Annotated in this window: 18 protein-coding genes and 4 pseudogenes; 11 read left to right on the forward strand and 11 right to left on the reverse strand. The window is 58.2% G+C overall.

All coding sequences use genetic code 11. The annotated features are described in order from the left end of the window. Positions 1-100: 100 nt before the first annotated feature. Positions 101-226, reverse strand: a pseudogene (locus tag AC1DE4_RS27055) (LysR family transcriptional regulator); the annotation flags it as partial. A 91-nt stretch (positions 227-317) separates the two neighbouring features. Here AC1DE4_RS27055 and AC1DE4_RS27060 point away from each other — a divergent pair. Continuing rightward, positions 318-587 carry a helix-turn-helix domain-containing protein gene (locus AC1DE4_RS27060; protein ID WP_477883922.1) on the forward strand — a complete coding sequence of 90 codons (270 nt, stop codon included), beginning with the start codon at positions 318-320 and terminating at the stop codon, positions 585-587. A gap of 284 nt (positions 588-871) precedes the next feature. Further along, positions 872-1,292 (forward strand): annotated as a pseudogene (locus tag AC1DE4_RS27065) (IS6 family transposase); the annotation flags it as partial. A gap of 48 nt (positions 1,293-1,340) precedes the next feature. Here the strand turns inward: AC1DE4_RS27065 and AC1DE4_RS27070 are convergent. Beyond that, entirely contained in the window at positions 1,341-2,243 is a 903-nt protein-coding gene (locus AC1DE4_RS27070; protein ID WP_477883924.1) for a LysR substrate-binding domain-containing protein, read from the reverse strand. A 99-nt stretch (positions 2,244-2,342) separates the two neighbouring features. Between AC1DE4_RS27070 and AC1DE4_RS27075 the strand changes: the two genes are divergently transcribed. Together AC1DE4_RS27075 and AC1DE4_RS27080 are read left to right on the forward strand one after the other, a co-directional pair. Continuing rightward, a complete protein-coding gene (locus AC1DE4_RS27075; RefSeq protein WP_477883926.1) occupies positions 2,343-3,332 on the forward strand; it encodes a zinc-dependent alcohol dehydrogenase family protein in 990 nt (329 codons plus the stop codon). A 95-nt stretch (positions 3,333-3,427) separates the two neighbouring features. Further along, a pseudogene (locus AC1DE4_RS27080) lies at positions 3,428-3,662 on the forward strand (hypothetical protein); the annotation flags it as partial. A 373-nt stretch (positions 3,663-4,035) separates the two neighbouring features. Here the strand turns inward: AC1DE4_RS27080 and AC1DE4_RS27085 are convergent. After that, on the reverse strand, positions 4,036-5,259 hold the full coding sequence (locus AC1DE4_RS27085; protein WP_477883928.1) for an MFS transporter: 1,224 nt from the start codon (positions 5,257-5,259) through the stop codon (positions 4,036-4,038). 105 nt (positions 5,260-5,364) lie between these two features. Between AC1DE4_RS27085 and AC1DE4_RS27090 the strand changes: the two genes are divergently transcribed. After that, positions 5,365-5,709, forward strand: coding sequence for an ArsR/SmtB family transcription factor (locus tag AC1DE4_RS27090; RefSeq protein ID WP_026372223.1), 345 nt, complete (start codon positions 5,365-5,367; stop codon positions 5,707-5,709). An 82-nt stretch (positions 5,710-5,791) separates the two neighbouring features. Here the strand turns inward: AC1DE4_RS27090 and AC1DE4_RS27095 are convergent, their stop codons facing one another. Beyond that, positions 5,792-6,196 (reverse strand): winged helix-turn-helix transcriptional regulator, encoded by a 405-nt coding sequence (locus AC1DE4_RS27095; RefSeq protein WP_113571230.1) that lies wholly within the window; start codon positions 6,194-6,196, stop codon positions 5,792-5,794. A 100-nt stretch (positions 6,197-6,296) separates the two neighbouring features. Here AC1DE4_RS27095 and AC1DE4_RS27100 point away from each other — a divergent pair, with 100 nt between their 5' ends. After that, on the forward strand, positions 6,297-7,274 hold the full coding sequence (locus tag AC1DE4_RS27100; RefSeq protein WP_477883973.1) for a quinone oxidoreductase family protein: 978 nt from the start codon (positions 6,297-6,299) through the stop codon (positions 7,272-7,274). A 740-nt stretch (positions 7,275-8,014) separates the two neighbouring features. Here the strand turns inward: AC1DE4_RS27100 and AC1DE4_RS27105 are convergent. Further along, positions 8,015-8,251: an NIPSNAP family protein gene (locus tag AC1DE4_RS27105; protein ID WP_477883931.1), complete on the reverse strand. Its 237-nt coding sequence runs from the start codon at positions 8,249-8,251 to the stop codon at positions 8,015-8,017. On the opposite strand from AC1DE4_RS27105, the gene AC1DE4_RS27110 reads away from it, so the two are divergent. Both AC1DE4_RS27110 and AC1DE4_RS27115 read left to right on the forward strand, forming a co-directional pair. Further along, positions 8,177-8,434, forward strand: coding sequence for a hypothetical protein (locus tag AC1DE4_RS27110; protein WP_477883977.1), 258 nt, complete (start codon positions 8,177-8,179; stop codon positions 8,432-8,434). The genes AC1DE4_RS27105 and AC1DE4_RS27110 overlap by 75 nt on opposite strands. Before the next feature lie 205 nt (positions 8,435-8,639). Continuing rightward, positions 8,640-8,819, forward strand: a complete 180-nt coding sequence (locus AC1DE4_RS27115) for a glyoxalase superfamily protein (RefSeq protein WP_477883975.1) — start codon at positions 8,640-8,642, stop codon at positions 8,817-8,819. Positions 8,820-8,936: 117 nt separating this feature from the next. Here AC1DE4_RS27115 and AC1DE4_RS27120 read toward each other — a convergent pair whose 3' ends face one another. Together AC1DE4_RS27120 and AC1DE4_RS27125 are read right to left on the reverse strand one after the other, a co-directional pair. Then, positions 8,937-9,533 (reverse strand): gamma carbonic anhydrase family protein, encoded by a 597-nt coding sequence (locus AC1DE4_RS27120; RefSeq protein WP_477883933.1) that lies wholly within the window; start codon positions 9,531-9,533, stop codon positions 8,937-8,939. Beyond that, entirely contained in the window at positions 9,530-10,048 is a 519-nt protein-coding gene (locus AC1DE4_RS27125; RefSeq protein ID WP_477883935.1) for a MarR family winged helix-turn-helix transcriptional regulator, read from the reverse strand. The genes AC1DE4_RS27120 and AC1DE4_RS27125 overlap by 4 nt, the downstream gene beginning before the upstream one ends. 51 nt (positions 10,049-10,099) lie before the next feature. Between AC1DE4_RS27125 and AC1DE4_RS27130 the strand changes: the two genes are divergently transcribed. Beyond that, a complete protein-coding gene (locus AC1DE4_RS27130; protein WP_477883937.1) occupies positions 10,100-11,056 on the forward strand; it encodes a dienelactone hydrolase family protein in 957 nt (318 codons plus the stop codon). On the opposite strand, the pseudogene AC1DE4_RS27135 reads toward AC1DE4_RS27130, so the two are convergent. Both AC1DE4_RS27135 and AC1DE4_RS27140 read right to left on the reverse strand, forming a co-directional pair. Next, positions 11,057-12,445: pseudogene (locus AC1DE4_RS27135) on the reverse strand (methyl-accepting chemotaxis protein); the annotation flags it as partial. Between the two features lies 1 nt (position 12,446). Next, positions 12,447-12,758, reverse strand: coding sequence for a hypothetical protein (locus AC1DE4_RS27140; RefSeq protein ID WP_029792741.1), 312 nt, complete (start codon positions 12,756-12,758; stop codon positions 12,447-12,449). Positions 12,759-13,476: 718 nt separating this feature from the next. Here AC1DE4_RS27140 and AC1DE4_RS27145 point away from each other — a divergent pair. Both AC1DE4_RS27145 and AC1DE4_RS27150 read left to right on the forward strand, forming a co-directional pair. Next, positions 13,477-13,698 carry a hypothetical protein gene (locus AC1DE4_RS27145; RefSeq protein ID WP_018860335.1) on the forward strand — a complete coding sequence of 74 codons (222 nt, stop codon included), beginning with the start codon at positions 13,477-13,479 and terminating at the stop codon, positions 13,696-13,698. A 696-nt stretch (positions 13,699-14,394) separates the two neighbouring features. Further along, positions 14,395-14,595: a cold-shock protein gene (locus AC1DE4_RS27150; RefSeq protein WP_018860334.1), complete on the forward strand. Its 201-nt coding sequence runs from the start codon at positions 14,395-14,397 to the stop codon at positions 14,593-14,595. A 256-nt stretch (positions 14,596-14,851) separates the two neighbouring features. Here the strand turns inward: AC1DE4_RS27150 and AC1DE4_RS27155 are convergent, their stop codons facing one another. Both AC1DE4_RS27155 and AC1DE4_RS27160 read right to left on the reverse strand, forming a co-directional pair. Continuing rightward, the gene (locus tag AC1DE4_RS27155; protein WP_477883940.1) at positions 14,852-15,910 is read right to left on the reverse strand and encodes an AAA domain-containing protein; all 1,059 of its coding nucleotides are present in this window, start codon (positions 15,908-15,910) and stop codon (positions 14,852-14,854) included. Beyond that, positions 15,829-16,902 carry a hypothetical protein gene (locus tag AC1DE4_RS27160; protein ID WP_477883942.1) on the reverse strand — a complete coding sequence of 358 codons (1,074 nt, stop codon included), beginning with the start codon at positions 16,900-16,902 and terminating at the stop codon, positions 15,829-15,831. Before AC1DE4_RS27160 ends, AC1DE4_RS27155 begins: the two co-directional genes overlap by 82 nt. Positions 16,903-16,966 lie beyond the last annotated feature (64 nt).

The following is a 16,966-nucleotide window of genomic DNA, read 5'->3' on the forward strand; positions in this document are numbered from 1 at the left end:
AATGCAGATAGCCACTGCGCGCAGTGACACGTCCAAAGCAGCATAGAACATCGTCATCTCCCTTCATCGCGGTTGAACCGGGATTGTACTAGGAGCTTGCCTCTTGCGGGACCGCCCGATTACGCATGCTTAAGGCCGGCTGGGCAATGTGCATCCTGGCTGCCGCCCGGCCGAAGTGCAGTTCCTCGGCCACCGCTTTGAAATAGGTGAGTTGGCGCAGTTCCACCTTTAACCCTCCGCCTCATACAAACCAACAATCACTAATATGGGACCTACAGTCCGTCGATTGTCAAGCCGTTTAAATGTGTTCTGCGCTGATGGACACGAAGCAGACCATTGGATGGAATTTGAGGCGCCTTCGTGTGGAGCGAGGTCTGTCGCAGGAAAGGCTCGCACTGGAGGCAGGTATCGACCGTTCCTATGTGGGGCGAGTTGAACGGGGTGAAGAGAACGTCACGGTGGCCACCCTAGAAGCTTTCGCACTCGTTCTTTCGGTCGGGGTTGCTGCCCTGTTTAAGGAAATTGGTCCGCATGAGGGAAAGCCCAAACCGCTTCGCTCGGGCCGCAAACCCAAGGGAGGAAATTAGGGCTCAAGTGAGGTCGTGCGTCCACGTGGGTGGTCGAATAAGAGACCGGCGACATGGCGACGAGCGCTTGTCGCTCTTGATGGGAGTCGAACGGTCGGCCTGCCTCTAACGTTACGTCTCGGTGCGGGCCATTAAGACAATAAACCCTTTCAGCGCTTTGGCGGGGAAGGTTGTGGCGAAACAGGCCTCATAGGAGCGGGCGGAGCGGGTCGTGACATCACCTCTCTGAAGCTCAAGATCCGCGTAACGCTAACGCGGTCGACCTTGGTCTGCGATGATGTCGCTTGACTCTCCATTTTCGTGATCCGCTCTACCGCCGCCGTCGTTTTCCCGCTGAGTTGATCGCCCACGCTGTTTGGCTTCCCTCTCAGCCTGAGGAGGGTCGAGGACATGCTGGCGGCTCCTGGTATCGTCGTCACGCACCAAACGGTCCGGCTCTGGGTAGAGAAATTCGGTCGGCAGTTTGCAAACGACATTCGCCGGCATTCGGTTGGTCGACTCGGCGACAAATGGCACCTCGACGAAGTCGTCGTTTCGATCCGTGGCAAGAAACACTGACTCTGGCGCGCTGTTGATCAGGATGGTTTCGTACTCGACGTTCTCGTGCAGAGCCGCCGCAACGCCAAGGCCGCGAGGCGGCTGATACGCAAGCTGCTGAAGGCTCTGAGCTATGCACCTCGGGTCATCGTCACCGATAAGCTGCGAGGCCTACGCCACCAACGCAACGACGATCATATGCATATGACGATCTTGTTACATGAGACGGGGCAGCTCAAGAGCCAGATGATCCAGGGCAATGCGAATCTTCGGGGTCAGTACGTCTTTGTGCCAGAGAGCGTGGTTGTGATAGGAGTAACTTCGGCCAGGAAAGGCAACCGACACAAGCTCTCCTTCCTCAATGCGCTTACGAACCAGCCAACTCGGCAGCCAAGCGACGCCGACCCCTGCCACAGCGGCATCCGCAATCGCTGCAAGGTCGTCCATCACGAAACGTCCATGCGGCTCGATATCAATCGGCGCTCCATTCTCGTCGCGGAATCGCCACCTCTGCGGTCGCGCAATTCTGCCGAATGCGATGGTCTCATGAGCGCCGATGCTGTGAAGGTCAACCGGCTCCCCACGCTGGGCCAGATAAGTTGGCGAACCACATACCAGCATCCGATGGGTCGATAGGCGCCGTGTCATCATCCCCGCACCTCCGGCGACGGCATCATGATGTTCGCCGATACTCCGGATCGCCAAATCGTAGTCATCGAGATCAACTATGTCGTCGGTAAACGACATTTCGAGTTTAAGCTTGGGATAATCCGCAGCCATCTTCAGCATGATAGGCGCGATACAGACCCGACCAAGCAAGCTTGGCATGGTGACGCGTAGCCTGCCTTGTGGCGCGGCAAGATTTTCCGAGGCCGTGGTCTCTGCCGCCTCTATGTCGGCTAGAATGGTCCGGCACTGGTCGTAGTAAACCCGGCCGGCCTCGGTGAGTAATTGACGCCGGGTCGTGCGATTGATCAGGCGCACTCCCAGACGATGCTCCAGTGAATGGACGTGTTTTCCCACCATGGGTGCGGAGAGCCCAAGGACACCGGCGGCTCGGGCAAAAGAGCCGGTTTCTACAGCTCTAATAAAAGCCGTCATGCTTTCGATCCGGTCCAATTCGAAACTCCTAGTTTCGTGAGAATTGCCAATAACGGGATTTTTCGAACCTATTCAATCTGAGATCAATTAATTCGAAAATACACATGAGGAGTAGTCATGTCGCGAATAGTGCGTTTCCACGAAATCGGCGGGCCAGAGGTCCTACGAATTGAAGATATCGCCCCGGCTCAGCCGGGTCCGGGCGAAATACGTATCCGGGTCAAAGCCATCGGCGTGAATCGTGCCGATATTCTGATGCGTTCCGGCACCTACATCCAGACACCTTCCCTTCCCAGTGGTCTGGGACTTGAAGCCGCAGGTTTCGTTGACGAGATCGGTAGTGGCGTCGAAGGGCTTTCACCGGGAGACAGAGTGAGCGTGATTCCCTCCGTGTCCATGGAGAGGTGGCCAGCGTATGGGGAAATGGCCATTTTTCCAGCGCATCTGGTCGTCAGGCATCCATCGACAATCAGCTTCGAGGTGGCGGCTGCAAGCTGGATGCAGTACCTGACCGCGTATGGCGCACTGATTGACATTGCTTCATTGAGTGCAGAGGAACCTGTCCTCGTGACTGCTGCATCCAGCAGTGTTGGACTTGCGGCCATCCAGATCTCGAATCTGATAGGAGCCCGCCCCGTAGCAGTCACCCGCGGCAGAGCCAAGGCGCAGTTGCTCCGGGATGCTGGCGCTCACGATGTGATTTTCTCGGAAGATGATGATTTCCAGGCCCAACTGATCGCCGCTGGTGGAGACAATGGATTTCGGGTTGTGTTTGATCCCGTCGCGGGTCCTGCCTTTACGGCCATCACGGCCGCAATGGCTGTGGGTGGCATTCTGATCGAATACGGCGGACTAAGTCCAGATGCAACACCGTTTCCGGTCGGGCCTGTGCTTTCGAAAAGCCTGATATTGAAAGGGTATCTTGTTCATGAAATCGTTCGAGATCCTATGCGTCTGGAGAAAGCAAAGATCTTTATCATTGGCGCTCTCGCCTCAGGCGCTTTGAAGCCGGTGATCGCAAAGAAATTTGCGTTTGAGGAAATCGCAGAGGCGCACCGGTTTCTCGAGACGAACCAACATCTGGGAAAGGTGGTCGTTACCGTCTAGGTAAAGGCGATCCCTCTGGCATGTTTCGGCAGGAACAGGTTCCCGGCCGAACTCGGGCCTCACCGCTGAACTGGTGGCGTAGGAACGCAATTAAGGACCCCAGAACATTGGGGCGCGGAGCAATCAAAGGGCTATTTGTCGCACGGCCCGCACAATGTTCGAGACGTGCTCGCGACACATATATTGAAGCTGATCGGGTCCTATGAGCAGGCAAGCTATGCGATCCAGGACACACCGGACACGATCCAGCAGCACTACGGGCGGTTTTTGCCACAGGACAAGGCGGCGTTGGCAGCGTGCATTCTAAACGAGGTTTGGCAGGCGGCTTAACGAGAATAGCTGTGCTGCAAAACGGGTGGCAGCGGGTCGGTTAGCTCCAGCTAGCCGCTCGCGCTCGCTCCGCACCTTAGTACTCGGTCTTGAAGAGACTAGAACCGGCGGCGCCTCACGCAATGAGCTAAGTGCGTGATATGTTGAACTTCGAGGCTGAAGGCAATTTCTGGACTCCCATGTGGGCTTGCCCAGCTCGCCAAGAAGATCGCTGCCAACCTGACTAAACTGGATGATTTTGACGACCTGCTCGAGATGCAGCCATACTGATTGAAGAATCGCGACGGTCGCTGATCGATGGCCACTGCGGCTGCGCAACCGACCCTCGAGTCAAGAACGCGCCGAGGTCAGCCAGTGTGACATCCTAATCGAACTATTCCCGTTCAAGACCTCGCGCGACTGCCGGCCCGCCCAGGGCAGCGGTCGTAGCAAGCGCTGCCGCAAACAACGTTGCACCGATGGAGAGGCCAGCCTTGTCTATGACCAAGCCAATTGCGACCGGCATCAGACCTGCGGGGATGTAGCCTCCGATGTTTAGAACAGCGTTGGCCTCAGCACGATGATTTCCTGGCACGTGCAGCCCGATCAAGGTCAGCCCGCCAAGCTGCCCGAGCCCCTGGCCACAGCCAGCGAAAACCGCAGCGCCAACCAATGCGGCGGCGTTTGAGGATTGGACGGCAAGAGCGACCCCCGCCATCGCAAATACAGTTGCCGTAGCACCGGTCAGAAAGATCGCGCGTATGGAAAGTGGACGCGCGGCGAATTGAATCGCGGTCGCAGCCAGAAACATGACGCAAGCCATACCTCCGGCAATCAGCGGGCTCGTGACCCCGAGCAAGCGCGACAAAAGCGATGGGCCGAGTGCGAGGACGAAAGAGGTGGACGTGATACCCGGTCCGAACACGGCGACGCCAAAGAGGACATGACGGCGATTGCCCCGTGGCAAGCTGGGCAGATGCAGACGCCATGATTGATCCGTACGACTGTTGCGGTGCTTCAGTGGCAACAGGAGCAAGACGAGTACCGCCGTCAGGAGAATGACCAGCTCAGAGAGGAAGATTGGCACAACCGGTTCAGCAATCGATGACGCGATAGCACCTGCCAGCAAGGGGCCAAGTCCGGCACCTAGCACCATCGAGACAGACGCGATCAGCGAAGCTTGCCGCTTCCGTTCCGGACCGCCCAGATCGACCACTGCCGCCATACCCGCTGAGACCACGACCCCGGCTGCCATGCCGGACAGGAACCGGGCAACTATCAACGCAATGATCGAGTTAGCCTGCGCGAAGAGCAAGCTCGCCGCGATCGCCGCCATGAGCCCGGGCAATAATACCGGGCGCCGACCGAAGCGATCGGAGAGCTGGCCTGCCACCAGCAGCGTCAGAAGCAAACCTAGAATGTAGGCCGCGAAGATACCTGTCAGTGTGGTCGACGAAAACCCGATTGCCGCCTGCCATCGCACGTAGAGCGGGGTCGCAGAGTTCGAAAGAATGAAGACGGCGCTGACGATCCAGGCTGCCCCCCACATCTGCCATGGCGGATTGGCCGCAATTTCGGATGTAGGTTGACCGACCGGACATGAACTGACTGATGACATTGAAGGCTCCTATGCTAGTTCGAGTTTTCTCGTACTATCATAGTTCGATTTAATTCGTACATACCAGTTCGACAAGAATCGTACTTTCGTGCTATGAGCGGTTTCATGACCAATTTGATTGCCCCCTCCGATCTACCACCGCCGCTGCCTGAACCGTCTGTCGAGAATCTTCGGCTGGAAACAGTTATGGGCGCGCTTGCCGATCCCTTGCGGCTCACCGTCATCCGCAAGCTGCTGATGGAATCGGAAGGATACGACCATGCCTGCGGATGGTTCGGTTTCGATCGACCGAAATCGTCGCTGACGCATCATTTCAAGGCTTTGCGCGAAGCCGGCCTAATCCATCAGAGGCAATACGGTCTCGAGCGACGCAGCCGAGTTAGAACGGAAGATCTCGACGCACGGTTTCCCGGCCTGCTGGACCTTGTGAGAGCGTGGCGCCCTGAATAGGCCGCTGTCTGGATTGCCAGTCAAGAGATGACGTGCCCCACTCGTAGCGGCGAGTAGATGTAAGGGTTGTGGCTTGGATCGCTCAATCACCGCCGACGGTGGTCGAGCCGCGCCCAGCATTGACCGGGCGGACAACGCAGTCGACCAGCCGATCGATCTCGTCGAGCGCCACTGCGTGCCGTTGGCCCCAGTCGCAGAGCGCTAGCATAACGGGTTCCAGGCTGAGACCCAGCTCTGTCGCGGAATAGTCGACACGAGGCGGGACTTGGCGGAAAACTGCGCGGTTCACCAATCCATGTTCCTCCAGCTCACGAAGCTGCTGAACGAGAACCTTCTGGCTGACCGACGGGATGAGTTTTGAAAGTTCCGACAGCCGCTTGGGCCCGTTCAGAAGGTGATAGAGGATCACGGCCTTCCAGCGGCCCGATATCGTGCGGATCGCTCGCTCGATCGGCAGGACGGGTAGTTTCTTGATCGGTTTGGCCATACTTACCATTTGGTCCGTATAGGAGAGAAATGTCTGTAGAGTAGCATTGCGCCTTATGGATAGAAAGCTCGCTCTGAGGTTACACAGAGGAGTTCAGACATTGAAAAGCGTACAGATCAATGAGTTCGGCGAGCCCGATGTCCTAACGGTAGTCGAAGCGACACGTCCTGAAATCTGCGAGGATGACGAGATCCTCGTTCACGTGCGCGCATCGGGCGTAAATTTTTTTGAAGTTCTGATGCGGCGCGACCAATATGCGGTAACGCCATCGTTGCCGGCAACCTTCGGCGTCGAAATCGCCGGCATCATTGAAGCAGCCGGTCGGAACACTGGTATCACGGTTGGAAGCCGGGTGGCGGTCCCATTGTTCGCCATCGGCCGTGGCGGCGGATATGCGGAATACGTGGTGGTAAAGGGCGCGGCCGCCGTTCCACTCCCCGAAGCAGTGTCGTTTGAAGCCGCGGTTGCATTGCAGGTCCAGGGTCTCACGGCGCTCCACGCCGTGCGGCAAACCTCCCCGAACGGCAAGTCGGTTCTGATTACCGCCGCTGGTGGTGGTGTGGGTACACTGCTGATCCAGCTTGCCAAGCAGGCCGGGGCCAAAAGAATTGTGGCGCTCGCGGGCTCTGACGAAAAGCTGCGAACTGCCGTGTCGCAGGGAGCGGATCTCGCCTTCAATTATCGAAGTGATGGCTGGTCAGCAAAATGCCGGGCGGCCGCGGGCGACGCGGGATTTGACATTGTCTATGACTTTGTCGGCGGCTCCCAAACCTCGTCTTTTGTTGAAATGCTGACACAGACGGGAGTACTTCTATTTGGAGCGCTGGGTAGGTTCGGGCTTGACATCCCGAGCATGAACAAACTGCTGGCGGACGGGCAGACCGTCAAAGGGTTCGCCCTGCTGCCCCTGTTACAGGCGGGCGCGGTCCGCCACGATTTGACCGAGCTGTTTCAGTTGACAGCCGCAGGACGTCTCACCCCGGTCATCGGGGGACGGTTTCCCTTGCAGAATGCAGCCGACGCACACCGGTTTGTCGAAACTCGCCAAAGCACGGGCAAAGTCATGCTTGTGCCGTAGCCCAACGAAGATGGCGCCGATCTATTGCATCTGCCCGGCATCACGCTCCGCCCCCGCCCCGGTCTTCGGCTTTTGGATCGCCAAGCACGCCGCGGCGCGGAAATAGAAGCAGAGCGACTTCAAGAAAATACCAGGAGTTCCGACTTGCGCGCGGCCCGTCCAATCGCTTGCGTCGGACGCATGAGCCGGAAATGAAAAAGCCCGCCGCACCTCTTACCGCGACGGGCTTGTCGAAAAGAACCGAGCAACGACTGGGAGGAGGAGTCGCTGCTCCTTTAGACGTCCATCGGGAGGAGATGCATCCTTCAATGGAAGACTGATACCATTTACCCTTCCCCGCCAGAGCCAATGTTGCCGTGCAGCTATGCTTATATTGCAGCGTTTCCAGCTAGAGCTCAAATCGCTCGATCGTCGCCGCGCGACGATGACGCTTCTGTCACAACGGCGCGCAAGCCGGTGGCCGGGCGAGCGTGACGGCCTCCCCGTGACCGGCCAAGCTGCCGACACCGTCCGCCGCGCCGAGATTGCGCAGGGCGAGCCTTGCGCCATAGGGCCGACCGGCCACCGTAGAGAATGTCGCAAGGTCAGCCGGTGGGGCTCCCCGGCATTGTCTACGAAGCCGTGCCATCGCTCCGCAAGCGACACCGTTCCGGGGGCAGGACCGGTTTCGGTTCGCGCCGGCTCTTCACCGCCGCGACAACCGCGTCGCCGATCCTCACGGGCGACGTTCCGCTGCGCCACTACGCTGATGAAGGCGGGCTTGATGAACTCTTCCACCCAGCGCCGTTCGCTGCCCAGCGAGGCCCGGCACGCCGCGCCTCGTTCATAGACTCGTACGCCCATGGGTGCCAAAGCTGGTTGAGCTCGCCGACCTCGCTGTGCCAGTAGCCAACCAACGGCAGATGCTTGCTGACAAGGGCGACGCCGAATTGCGAGAACAGCTCGACATAGGCCATCGCCGAGCCCGGTTTCAGCATGTAGGTTCTCAGTTCGAATCATGCGCTTTTTTCCTGCTGTCCGCGTCGTGGCCCGAGGCATTCCGATTGCTGGTCTTGTACCCGGTCGGCGTCTGGCCGACGCGTTTGGTGGAAGAAGCGGGTGAAACAGGCGGGATCCTCGAAGCCGAGCTGCAGGGCCACCTGCGCCACGGTCCGATTTAATAGGGGTGGGAATTGACGACGCCATCGGCAAATCGCCGCATCAGCGGCGACATATCAACCGAGTCCTAATGGGATGAGAGCAGGCGCGCCTTGCTCAACAGTTCCATAGCCCCGAAGCGGCGTGTTGCTTATACTACTCCCCACGAACTTCCTCCCGAATTGGCCTAAGCGATAGGGTGCGCGGCCAATATCTTGGTCAGCATTCATCGGGCAGATAATCGGCTACTCTGGCGCGGCCAACCACCGGCAGATTTCAATCCGCTTTGACTCGCCGGTCGATGTGGTCAGGTTCGAGAGCTTCTCGAACCTGCGCCGGCGATCAAAGCCACGATCAACGAACACCGCCATTCACGTCGGCATACCTCAGATGGGGGACCACGGTTGATCGTTGAACTGGAGAATGGACACCTCTCCCAGCTGTCGAAAAGTGGGGCTGCCTGTCGCGGAATCCTAACTCGTGCGCCTGATGCGCAGCGATGGCCGTCGCTACCGCGTTCCTTGTTTACACGCTTTCCGCACGATGCACACCGAGCGCGGCCGAAAGACCGGCCGTGATTTTCTGCATCACATTGGGCACGCTTCGGTCGACACCGTAAACGAAGCCAGGGAAGTCAAGCGGCTTCTGGTGCAGCCAGATCGCCTCGTGCTGATCCGGGGGCAGGAGTTGAGCCGGGTCGCCAACGGCAATCCAGCCGATCGGCACGGTCGTACCCGGCTCAAGGCGGGTGCGCAGGTGAACGATGCCGTTAATGCGAACTTCCGATCCACGGCCGATGTGAGCACCATGGAAAACCGCCGCGCCAGTCGCAACGAAGACCTCATCGTCGATTTCGGCGCCAACCACATGGCTGTTGGGACCAACAATACAGTGATCTCCGAACGCGCAAGGATGACGGCCTGTGGCTCGGATCACTGCATTTTCCAACACAATGCAGTTGCGGCCGATGCGGATGGACCCGCCTGCCTCAGCAACAAGGCGGGCGCCATGCATGATGCGGCTGCCAGCACCGATGACGACATTACCACATACTGTAGCATCCGGAGCAACCCAAGCGTCGGTATCGATCGCCGGCGAATGTTCTGCATAAGAAATGATCATTCTTGATTTTCCTTTTTCTCAATCTCAGTCGCGCGGCAGGCGATCGGGCAGACCTCGGGGCCGCAAAGATCATGCTCGCAGAGGCGACATGTCGTCCGCGCAAAAGCGCGGGAAGTCGTCGCACTTGCAAGAATCGTATCCAGCATGGACGCAAAGTGCTGCCGCTTGTCCCGTTGCAGCGCCGACAGCAAGTCGTCGAGTGCAGCCAGCCGGAGAGCGTGCAACTCCTCCACCTGCGCATGACCTGCCTGCGTCAATGTCAGTGGCGTGACGCGACCTTCCGGTTTGCCGCGTTCAATCAATGCCTGACGCTCCAGCCCGTCGATCAACCGCACGGCATTCGGTTGACTGACGCCGAGAACCACGGCGAGTTCCGTCGTCGTCAGTCCCGGCTTGAAATGCAGCGTCGATAGAACGGCCGCCGCGCTCGGCGAAAGCCCCGTCAACGACGCTTCCGTCCGGTCGCGGATCATGGCGCCGAGGGCACCGAGCTTGTTGGCTTCCAAATATTGCATAGCGTATGCATATATGTTTTCAACCTCACGTCAAGGAGGGTCTGAAAAGGAATGACCGAAACCTATGCCAAGGTCGAAGTAAAGCATGACCTTCATAGGGGCGAGAGCAAACCCTCCGCTGAGCGAGCGGGAAGATCACGCGTTACCGCTCCGCGAAAGGGGACGCGGTATCCGATCTGCTTTCAGGCTTTAGAAGAGGTGATAGGGCGTGGTCCCGGTCTGCGTGCTTCAAGAACGGAAGATCGACTTTCCGAGGAGCCCAATGATGAAGTGTGGGGATATGCAAGGGCGGCGCAAATCGCCAACGACGATCAGCGATTGCGCACCGAAAAAGTGGCTCTCGATGTGGATTGGGGCAAACTTAACTGCTATCTCGCCCGCCCCGACGCCGACACCGAGCCTCATCCCGGTGTAATTGTGGCTCATGACAAGTTAGGTCTGACACCACACTTCGAGGAGGTCACCAGGCGCTTGGCACTTGAGGGTTTTGTGACATTGGCACCTGACTATGCTTCGCGTTTTGGTGGAACCCCAGCCGAAGCCGGACCCGCCCTTGAAACTGTGGGAATGGAGACCAGGTCGGATATGGCTGCCGATACCCAGGTGGCCTTGGCGTGGCTGAAATCCAACGGCGCGAGCAACGGGAAGATTGGCGCAGTCGGTTTTGGATTTGGCGCGACGGCAATAGACGACGTAGTCATCAAAGGAACGGCTCTGAATGGCACGGTCATTTTCTATGGGCACCCGCCTGGATGGCGGGTGACACTCGCCTGCACTCGACACAATGCGCTTCAGCCACGGCTATGCCACGGCCCGGATGCGATTGTGGGATGTGATTGCGCCAACCTTGAAACGTCGGATGAGCTGCTCAAGGACGTTCGCCTCATCGGCAACGAATCCAATGGCGGCCGCAGATTCTTCGACCATTGTCGCATTTTTTTGGGTGTTTCGGTCGATATCGGAAATTGCATTGCCGATGCCGTTAAGCTCAGTGGACTGCTGGCGTGAACGTTCAACAATCTCCGCAATGTGCCCGCTGATGGCCGCAACATCTCCAGCAATTCCGTGAAGCGCCTGGCCTGTCTTGTCGACCAATGCAACGCCGTGCTTGACGTGATCGGCAGATGCGCTGATCAGCGTCTTGATTTCTTTGGCAGCGGAAGCAGAGCGCTGGGCCAACTCGCGGACTTCCTGGGCAACTACTGCAAAACCCTTGCCAGCCTCTCCTGCGCGCGCGGCCTCTACCCCGGCATTCAGCGCGAGAAGGTTTGTCTGGAATGCAATGTCGTCGATCACGCCTATAATTTGGCTGATCTCCTGCGAAGAGCCTTCGATCTTGAGCATTGCGTCGACGGCGTGGGCAACGATAGCGCTCGAATCTTCGGCGCCGTCTTTCGCCTTGCGCACCATTGAACCGACAGTTTCCGCAAGTGTGCAGGTCTGGCGGACCGTTTCCACCGCATGGGAAAGAGATGCGGCGGTTTCGGATAGCGAGGCCGCCTGATTTTCAGTCCGCTGGGACAGATCGGAGTTGGCGTGGTTGATCTGCGCAGATCCGTTGCGCACTGAATTTGCAACGTCGCCCACCTGCCTCAAAACAGCGTCCAGCTGTTCGACAGATTCGTTGAAGGCATGACGCAAGTCGTTCAAATCGCCTTCGAGCTCTTCCGCGATACGCACGGTCACATCGCCCTTGGAAAGCTTGGAGAGCGCCGAGCGCAGGCAGGTAACAGCAAAGGTGACTGAACCATGTGCCTTGGCCCGCAACTCTGCCTGGGCCTCGCGCGCCGCTGCTGCTTTATTGTCAGCGTGCCGAGCCATTTCCGCCATTTCTGTCGCCTTGCGGCCCGCCGCCTGGGCCTGCGCAACGGACCGCTCCGCTATCGCGAAGGCGGAGACCATGGCTGACGTGAGAGCGATCAGCGCGCCAGCCTGCAACACAAGAACGGCGGCATGGAGTACCACCCGATTGAAGTACGACTCCCCAGGAAACACGGCGAGAGGAACGGCGACATAGAGAACGAGGTGATGCAACGCCACGAGCCCGGCAAAGGCGACGATCGCGCGCCAATCGACCCACGCTGCGCAAATCGCCAACGCCGCGAAGAAATACATATGCAAGTCGATCTGCAGCGGCGAGCCTTCGAAGCCATAGACGAGAAAGCCTACGCTGGTGGCCATGGCCATCGAGGTGACAATTCGGGTTGCAGGGCCCGAGCGGTCGCGCCACCATGTGAAGCTGGCCGTGATCGTTATGATTGCGGCAGCGATCACCGAAGGCAGGTCGAAACTTTCCGGTCTGACCAAATTTCTGACGGTTAGCGCGGCAAGATTGATCCAGAGCAAACCAACAATTCCGAACGAGGCGCGCGTGCGCAGTTTTTCCAAAGCATCCATCTTAGGCTCCTGCCCGGCAGCCGACTGCCAGAATGTGATTGAGAACGAGAATGGCGCCGGCGCTACGCAGGCGTTCCGGAAACCCGGCTGTGTCCGAATAGGCGACAGCGAGCCAAGGGCGGGTACCAGCCAGGACAAAAGCTCCTCCTGCCTGGCCGACAACATCCATCATATGGGACGGAGGCAGACGCGGATCCGTCACCACCAGGACGAATGGCCCGCGCGGCAGCGAAAGTGCACCGAGGAATAAGCCAGCAAAGAGAAGGGCGCAGAGGGCGATCTGTCGCCAGCAAGATTTTTCGGCATGCGTCATTCAAGTAGTCATGTGTTCGCATCGGCGCTCGCTTCGCACTCGCGGTTAATGCCACACACCTGGCCCGCGCCGTTCCCTCAAATTAGCGATATATGGTTTACGACGCATTAAGCCGCTGCGTGATGCCCCGATGAGCTGCGTAAGGATCCTCAAGGTCCGGCATTCGCATCGAAACCGTTCCGCTCGGCCGTTCCCGATCTCTCCGTCGAGGTGCGCAAGATAGTCTAGCCGATACACCAGAGAAACAGGTACTTAGCGCAAGTCGTCTGATCACTCTAGGCTAGCTCCGCATTCCAGGACCGGTGCGATGTATTTACTGGGGGGTAGCCGATCCCGCTTGACGGTATGACGCTGGATAATGCTGTTGACGCCGCAGACCTGGTTCACGCCAAGGACCTCTTCCACCGGTACAAGATCGACAATCGAGCACGAGCCGACATAACAAGACCAAAGCGACCATCATGGATCCGATTGCTGGGCGTCACCTTGTCCTCGCTTGAGAGAGCAGATGACCTCCCGACAGACCAGTTGCTATTGACGCTCTGACCTGCCGACAAGACGATCAACGATGTTTCGGCGTCTGGTCGCTGACGATAGAGAACAGCTCGTGCAGACGAGTTCCCCGCTCATCCTTATACTCTTTGTGGATAGTGAACCGAGCAATGGTCATATTTCAATTTCCTGATATCTTGCCCGCATTGTGTGGGGAGTAGACGTTATGAAGAGTTTGGTTCCAGACGCATTTTACTGGGCGCGATCAGACAGGCACACCGGTGGCCGGACGACGATCGTGCAAGTGTCTACGATTTTTGGCGAGGATCCAGACTTCTGGACCTTGGCGTTAGTCGGCTCCGATCAGCATCACATGATAAGTGATTTCGAGATCATCGCGCTCGTTGAGCCGCTGGAAGGCTACTCGTTGCGGCAAGCCGCCGAGTAGCGGCGGCGATCGTGATCTCCGCCRGTGGCTTGGACCAGTCCTCGGCCGCAAAAGTGGCCCGACCTATCCACCGCAAAACCCCTGCCGCTCAAAAGAAAGCCCTCGCAGGAGAACGAGGGCTGCAATTTGATCCGTCGCAAAGGGGGTGACGGTAAACGCACTCTTCTTTTGTGCATGCAGTTATATTTGAAACTGCTTAATAAATCGAAAGTGTTCCACAGACTGCCAGCGAGCGCCCACCTCCCGCCACAGCCTCCTCCCGCGCTTGCCATGTTCAAGCCGAGCTACATTTTACGCGAGATCGAGGTTCAATCAGGAGCCCCCATGAGTCCCGATCTGTTTGCTTTTCACGTCAGGATAACCGGGAAGGTTCAAGGCGTGAACTCGTGCCTGGACGCGCGACCAAGCGGGTCCAGCTCGGACTAACGGGCTGGGTCAGGAACGAGGGTGATGGGTCTGTGTCCGCCCCTATCGCTGGAACGTCGAAGGCAACATTGGTACTGGAGCGGTTCTGGGACGGACATCCGGTTCGAGTGGCAGCGCCGTTGATCCGCAGACGATCACTTTGGACCGAACTCCAGATCATTTCGTGATAACCCCTAACGAGAAAGTGGAAGCCAGCTGTGTGCGTTGCTTGCTTGCGATTGCTCGTCGGTCTATGACTTCACCTCCAAAAGCTGGCACTAGGAGAAGTTTGTGGCGAATGGCACTGTAAAGTTTTTCAATCAGGACAAGGGCTTCGGCTTCATCACGCCGGACAATGGCGGTCCGGATGTCTTCGTGCATATCTCTGCAGTACCGGGTGGATCGCTGCGTGACGGCCAGAATGTCAGCTACGACCTGGGTCAAGATCGTAAGACCGGAAAGTCCAAGGCCGAGAACGTCCGTCCGGCCTGATCGAGATCAATGATAAGAGGGGCTGGCTCGAAATCGTTCGGCCCTTCTTCGTTTGCTCACACTTTCCCTCGCGTCCGGCATTATCCCGGAGCGTTGGCGCTCAGTTAGGCGGACCTTTTCCGATGCGGACCTTAAGCTCGAGGTCTGCTGGAGTGTAGGTGAAAATGAAGCAATTGGAAGACCTTCAAACAGTTACCTTTAATCTGCAGGGTGAGGCAAGCCCTATCGCCTCCCACTCAAATCGCACGTCTAGCGATTACGCTTCCCTGCGCCGATGGCTGCCAACGATAGTGCTGATCTCTTCTTCCAGATGCCGTCCTCGATAAACGAACGACGTCTCGTGGCGCGCATATTGGCCATCTCGATCGGCGCTGAGCCAGTTGTAGGAGCCGATGCAAAGAGTATCCGTGTCGATCGCCACGATCTTACTGTGCAATTTCGGAAGCTTGTGCAGCCGAACGCCAATCCGTGAAAAGGCCTTCTCTACGGCTTCCATCTGAGTCAGTCCATTAGGAGCCTGGCCTTGGTTGAGCAGCGGATCAGCAAACACGTCGACTTCGGCGCCCCGCTGGACGGCGGCTTCGAAGGCCGCAAGGATTCCGACTCGTTCCATCGTTGATACGATCACCCACGGGCTGACGATGGTGTAGCGGCGGCCGGCACCGGACAGCGCATCCAGCAGGAAAGCATCATGCCCAGCTGCATCTCGCAGCATTTGAATCTGACTGTCCCCCTGCCTCAGGTCCTCGCGCGGCTCGACCGCAAACTCAAGCGCATTCTTCTCTGACGCGAACAGGAAGTCCGCAAGGATAGCTCTTGGCGACCCGGCTTTCGCTGTCGCCATAGCATCCATATCGCCAAATACCAGACAACCGTTCTGTGCCCGTGAGACCGCCACGTTTAGCATGCTGGGTGAGGCGTCGATGAAACCGCCGTCTGCGTGTTTCGAGTAGACGGGCGAGAAGATCACCACAGGTCGTTCGGCGCCTTGCAGCGCGTGCACTGTTCCTATGGTCATGCCATCGCGCCCTTCGACCGCAATCCTTCGGCCGACGCATGCGTCCCAAATTTCGCGAACCTGTCGGCCAAACGGGGTCACGATGGCGACAATCTTTTCCAACGGCCGGCCATAGCGAGCCTCCAGTCCAGCCCGATTGGCATCAAGCCAAGCAGCAATAGTTTGCGCCTCGAGCGGATTGCAGCGACTGCTCCCCGAGGTATGTGCACGGCCGTCTATATGCAGATATCCAAGCGCTGGAAGACCAGCGTCTGCTGGCGCCTTTCCCGTAACGGTCGCAGCTTTCCCTTGTAGCACAGCGCATTGCTGAAGCTGATGATCTCGTCGTAGCAACGCCGGTGTTCGAACAGATAGAGACCCTTCTCGAGATCCGGGTAAGGCGACACACGGCAGGCTTGCTGTGCAAGGCGCATGGCGCTGCCATTGGACGAGCAGATCCCGCGGTCGACAAGAGTGTCAATGCCGGCGTCATTCGGAAGAAGGCCACTGTATCGAAGATTGCTCACATCCACGGGCCGGGGAACCGATGAGATCGGTTCGATCTGTTTGGTATCACCGATCACCAGGGCGCGCTTCGCCAAAGAGAAAGACGCCCCGGCAACTTCTGGCAAGACCTGACCGGCTTCGTCGACGACCAAAAGGTCGATGAAATTAAAGAGATACTCGGTCGCCCATTTGCCACCGTCACGGCGTGTGTACGTCATCTTGCCTGGCAGGCTGGCAAATGTTGCCACGGCACAAGGCGTCAACATCATGCGGCGGTGCCAGCGGGGGATGATTGTCGCCTTTCCGTTCTTGCCTTTGGAGGTGACGATCCCGGCGAGATCAGCCTCCATTGCCAGAAGCCAACGACCTTCCCAGTAATGCGTTGCCAGAAGGAAGAGGGAGAACCGAACATCCAGATCTGCCTGACGTTCCAGTTCTGCAACGTCATTAGCGCCGCTCAGGACCTCTCGCGCACTAGCCCAGCTTCTTTCCGCCTCCTGGAAACTAAGACGCAGGGCTCTGGCCGTTGCGAGTGACTGTTCCGCGGATTGCAGCGCCTCTTCCTCAGTCCGAAGCTCGGCTCGAATCCTGTCCTCGATCTCTGAAACCCGTCTGGCAGTCTCCAACCCTGGCATAAGATCGCCGATGGCAAGTCGCGCTCGCGCGACGCGCTTCTCTTTCACAGAAGTCAGGAAGCCGACCACCGTGAGCAGCGAGGATTCCGACGCCAGATGCTGGTCCAGGGCAACCCTCGCCGCAAGGAGTTTTTCGACAGCAGCCGTTCGTTTCGCGGCCTCTTCCACGCGCAGGGACGGGCTGGCCTCCCGAAATGGCCGACGAAATTGGCAGACAAGCGCGCCCTATCCG

This window comes from Rhizobium sp. 10N414 (genome assembly GCF_056394785.1).

Bases quoted from the DNA above. Each gene is read 5' to 3' on its own strand.
- AC1DE4_RS27130 (WP_477883937.1), top strand. From the start codon at position 10,100: ATGACCGAAACCTATGCCAAGGTCGAAGTAAAGCATGACCTTCATAGG.
- AC1DE4_RS27125 (WP_477883935.1), bottom strand. From the start codon at position 10,048: ATGCAATATTTGGAAGCCAACAAGCTCGGTGCCCTCGGCGCCATGATC.
- AC1DE4_RS27085 (WP_477883928.1), bottom strand. From the start codon at position 5,259: ATGTCATCAGTCAGTTCATGTCCGGTCGGTCAACCTACATCCGAAATT.
- AC1DE4_RS27105 (WP_477883931.1), bottom strand. From the start codon at position 8,251: ATGCTGAAACCGGGCTCGGCGATGGCCTATGTCGAGCTGTTCTCGCAA.
- AC1DE4_RS27090 (WP_026372223.1), top strand. From the start codon at position 5,365: ATGACCAATTTGATTGCCCCCTCCGATCTACCACCGCCGCTGCCTGAA.
- AC1DE4_RS27095 (WP_113571230.1), bottom strand. From the start codon at position 6,196: ATGGCCAAACCGATCAAGAAACTACCCGTCCTGCCGATCGAGCGAGCG.
- AC1DE4_RS27145 (WP_018860335.1), top strand. From the start codon at position 13,477: ATGAAGAGTTTGGTTCCAGACGCATTTTACTGGGCGCGATCAGACAGG.
- AC1DE4_RS27120 (WP_477883933.1), bottom strand. From the start codon at position 9,533: ATGATCATTTCTTATGCAGAACATTCGCCGGCGATCGATACCGACGCT.
- AC1DE4_RS27140 (WP_029792741.1), bottom strand. From the start codon at position 12,758: ATGACGCATGCCGAAAAATCTTGCTGGCGACAGATCGCCCTCTGCGCC.
- AC1DE4_RS27075 (WP_477883926.1), top strand. From the start codon at position 2,343: ATGTCGCGAATAGTGCGTTTCCACGAAATCGGCGGGCCAGAGGTCCTA.
- AC1DE4_RS27060 (WP_477883922.1), top strand. From the start codon at position 318: ATGGACACGAAGCAGACCATTGGATGGAATTTGAGGCGCCTTCGTGTG.
- AC1DE4_RS27110 (WP_477883977.1), top strand. From the start codon at position 8,177: ATGCTTGCTGACAAGGGCGACGCCGAATTGCGAGAACAGCTCGACATA.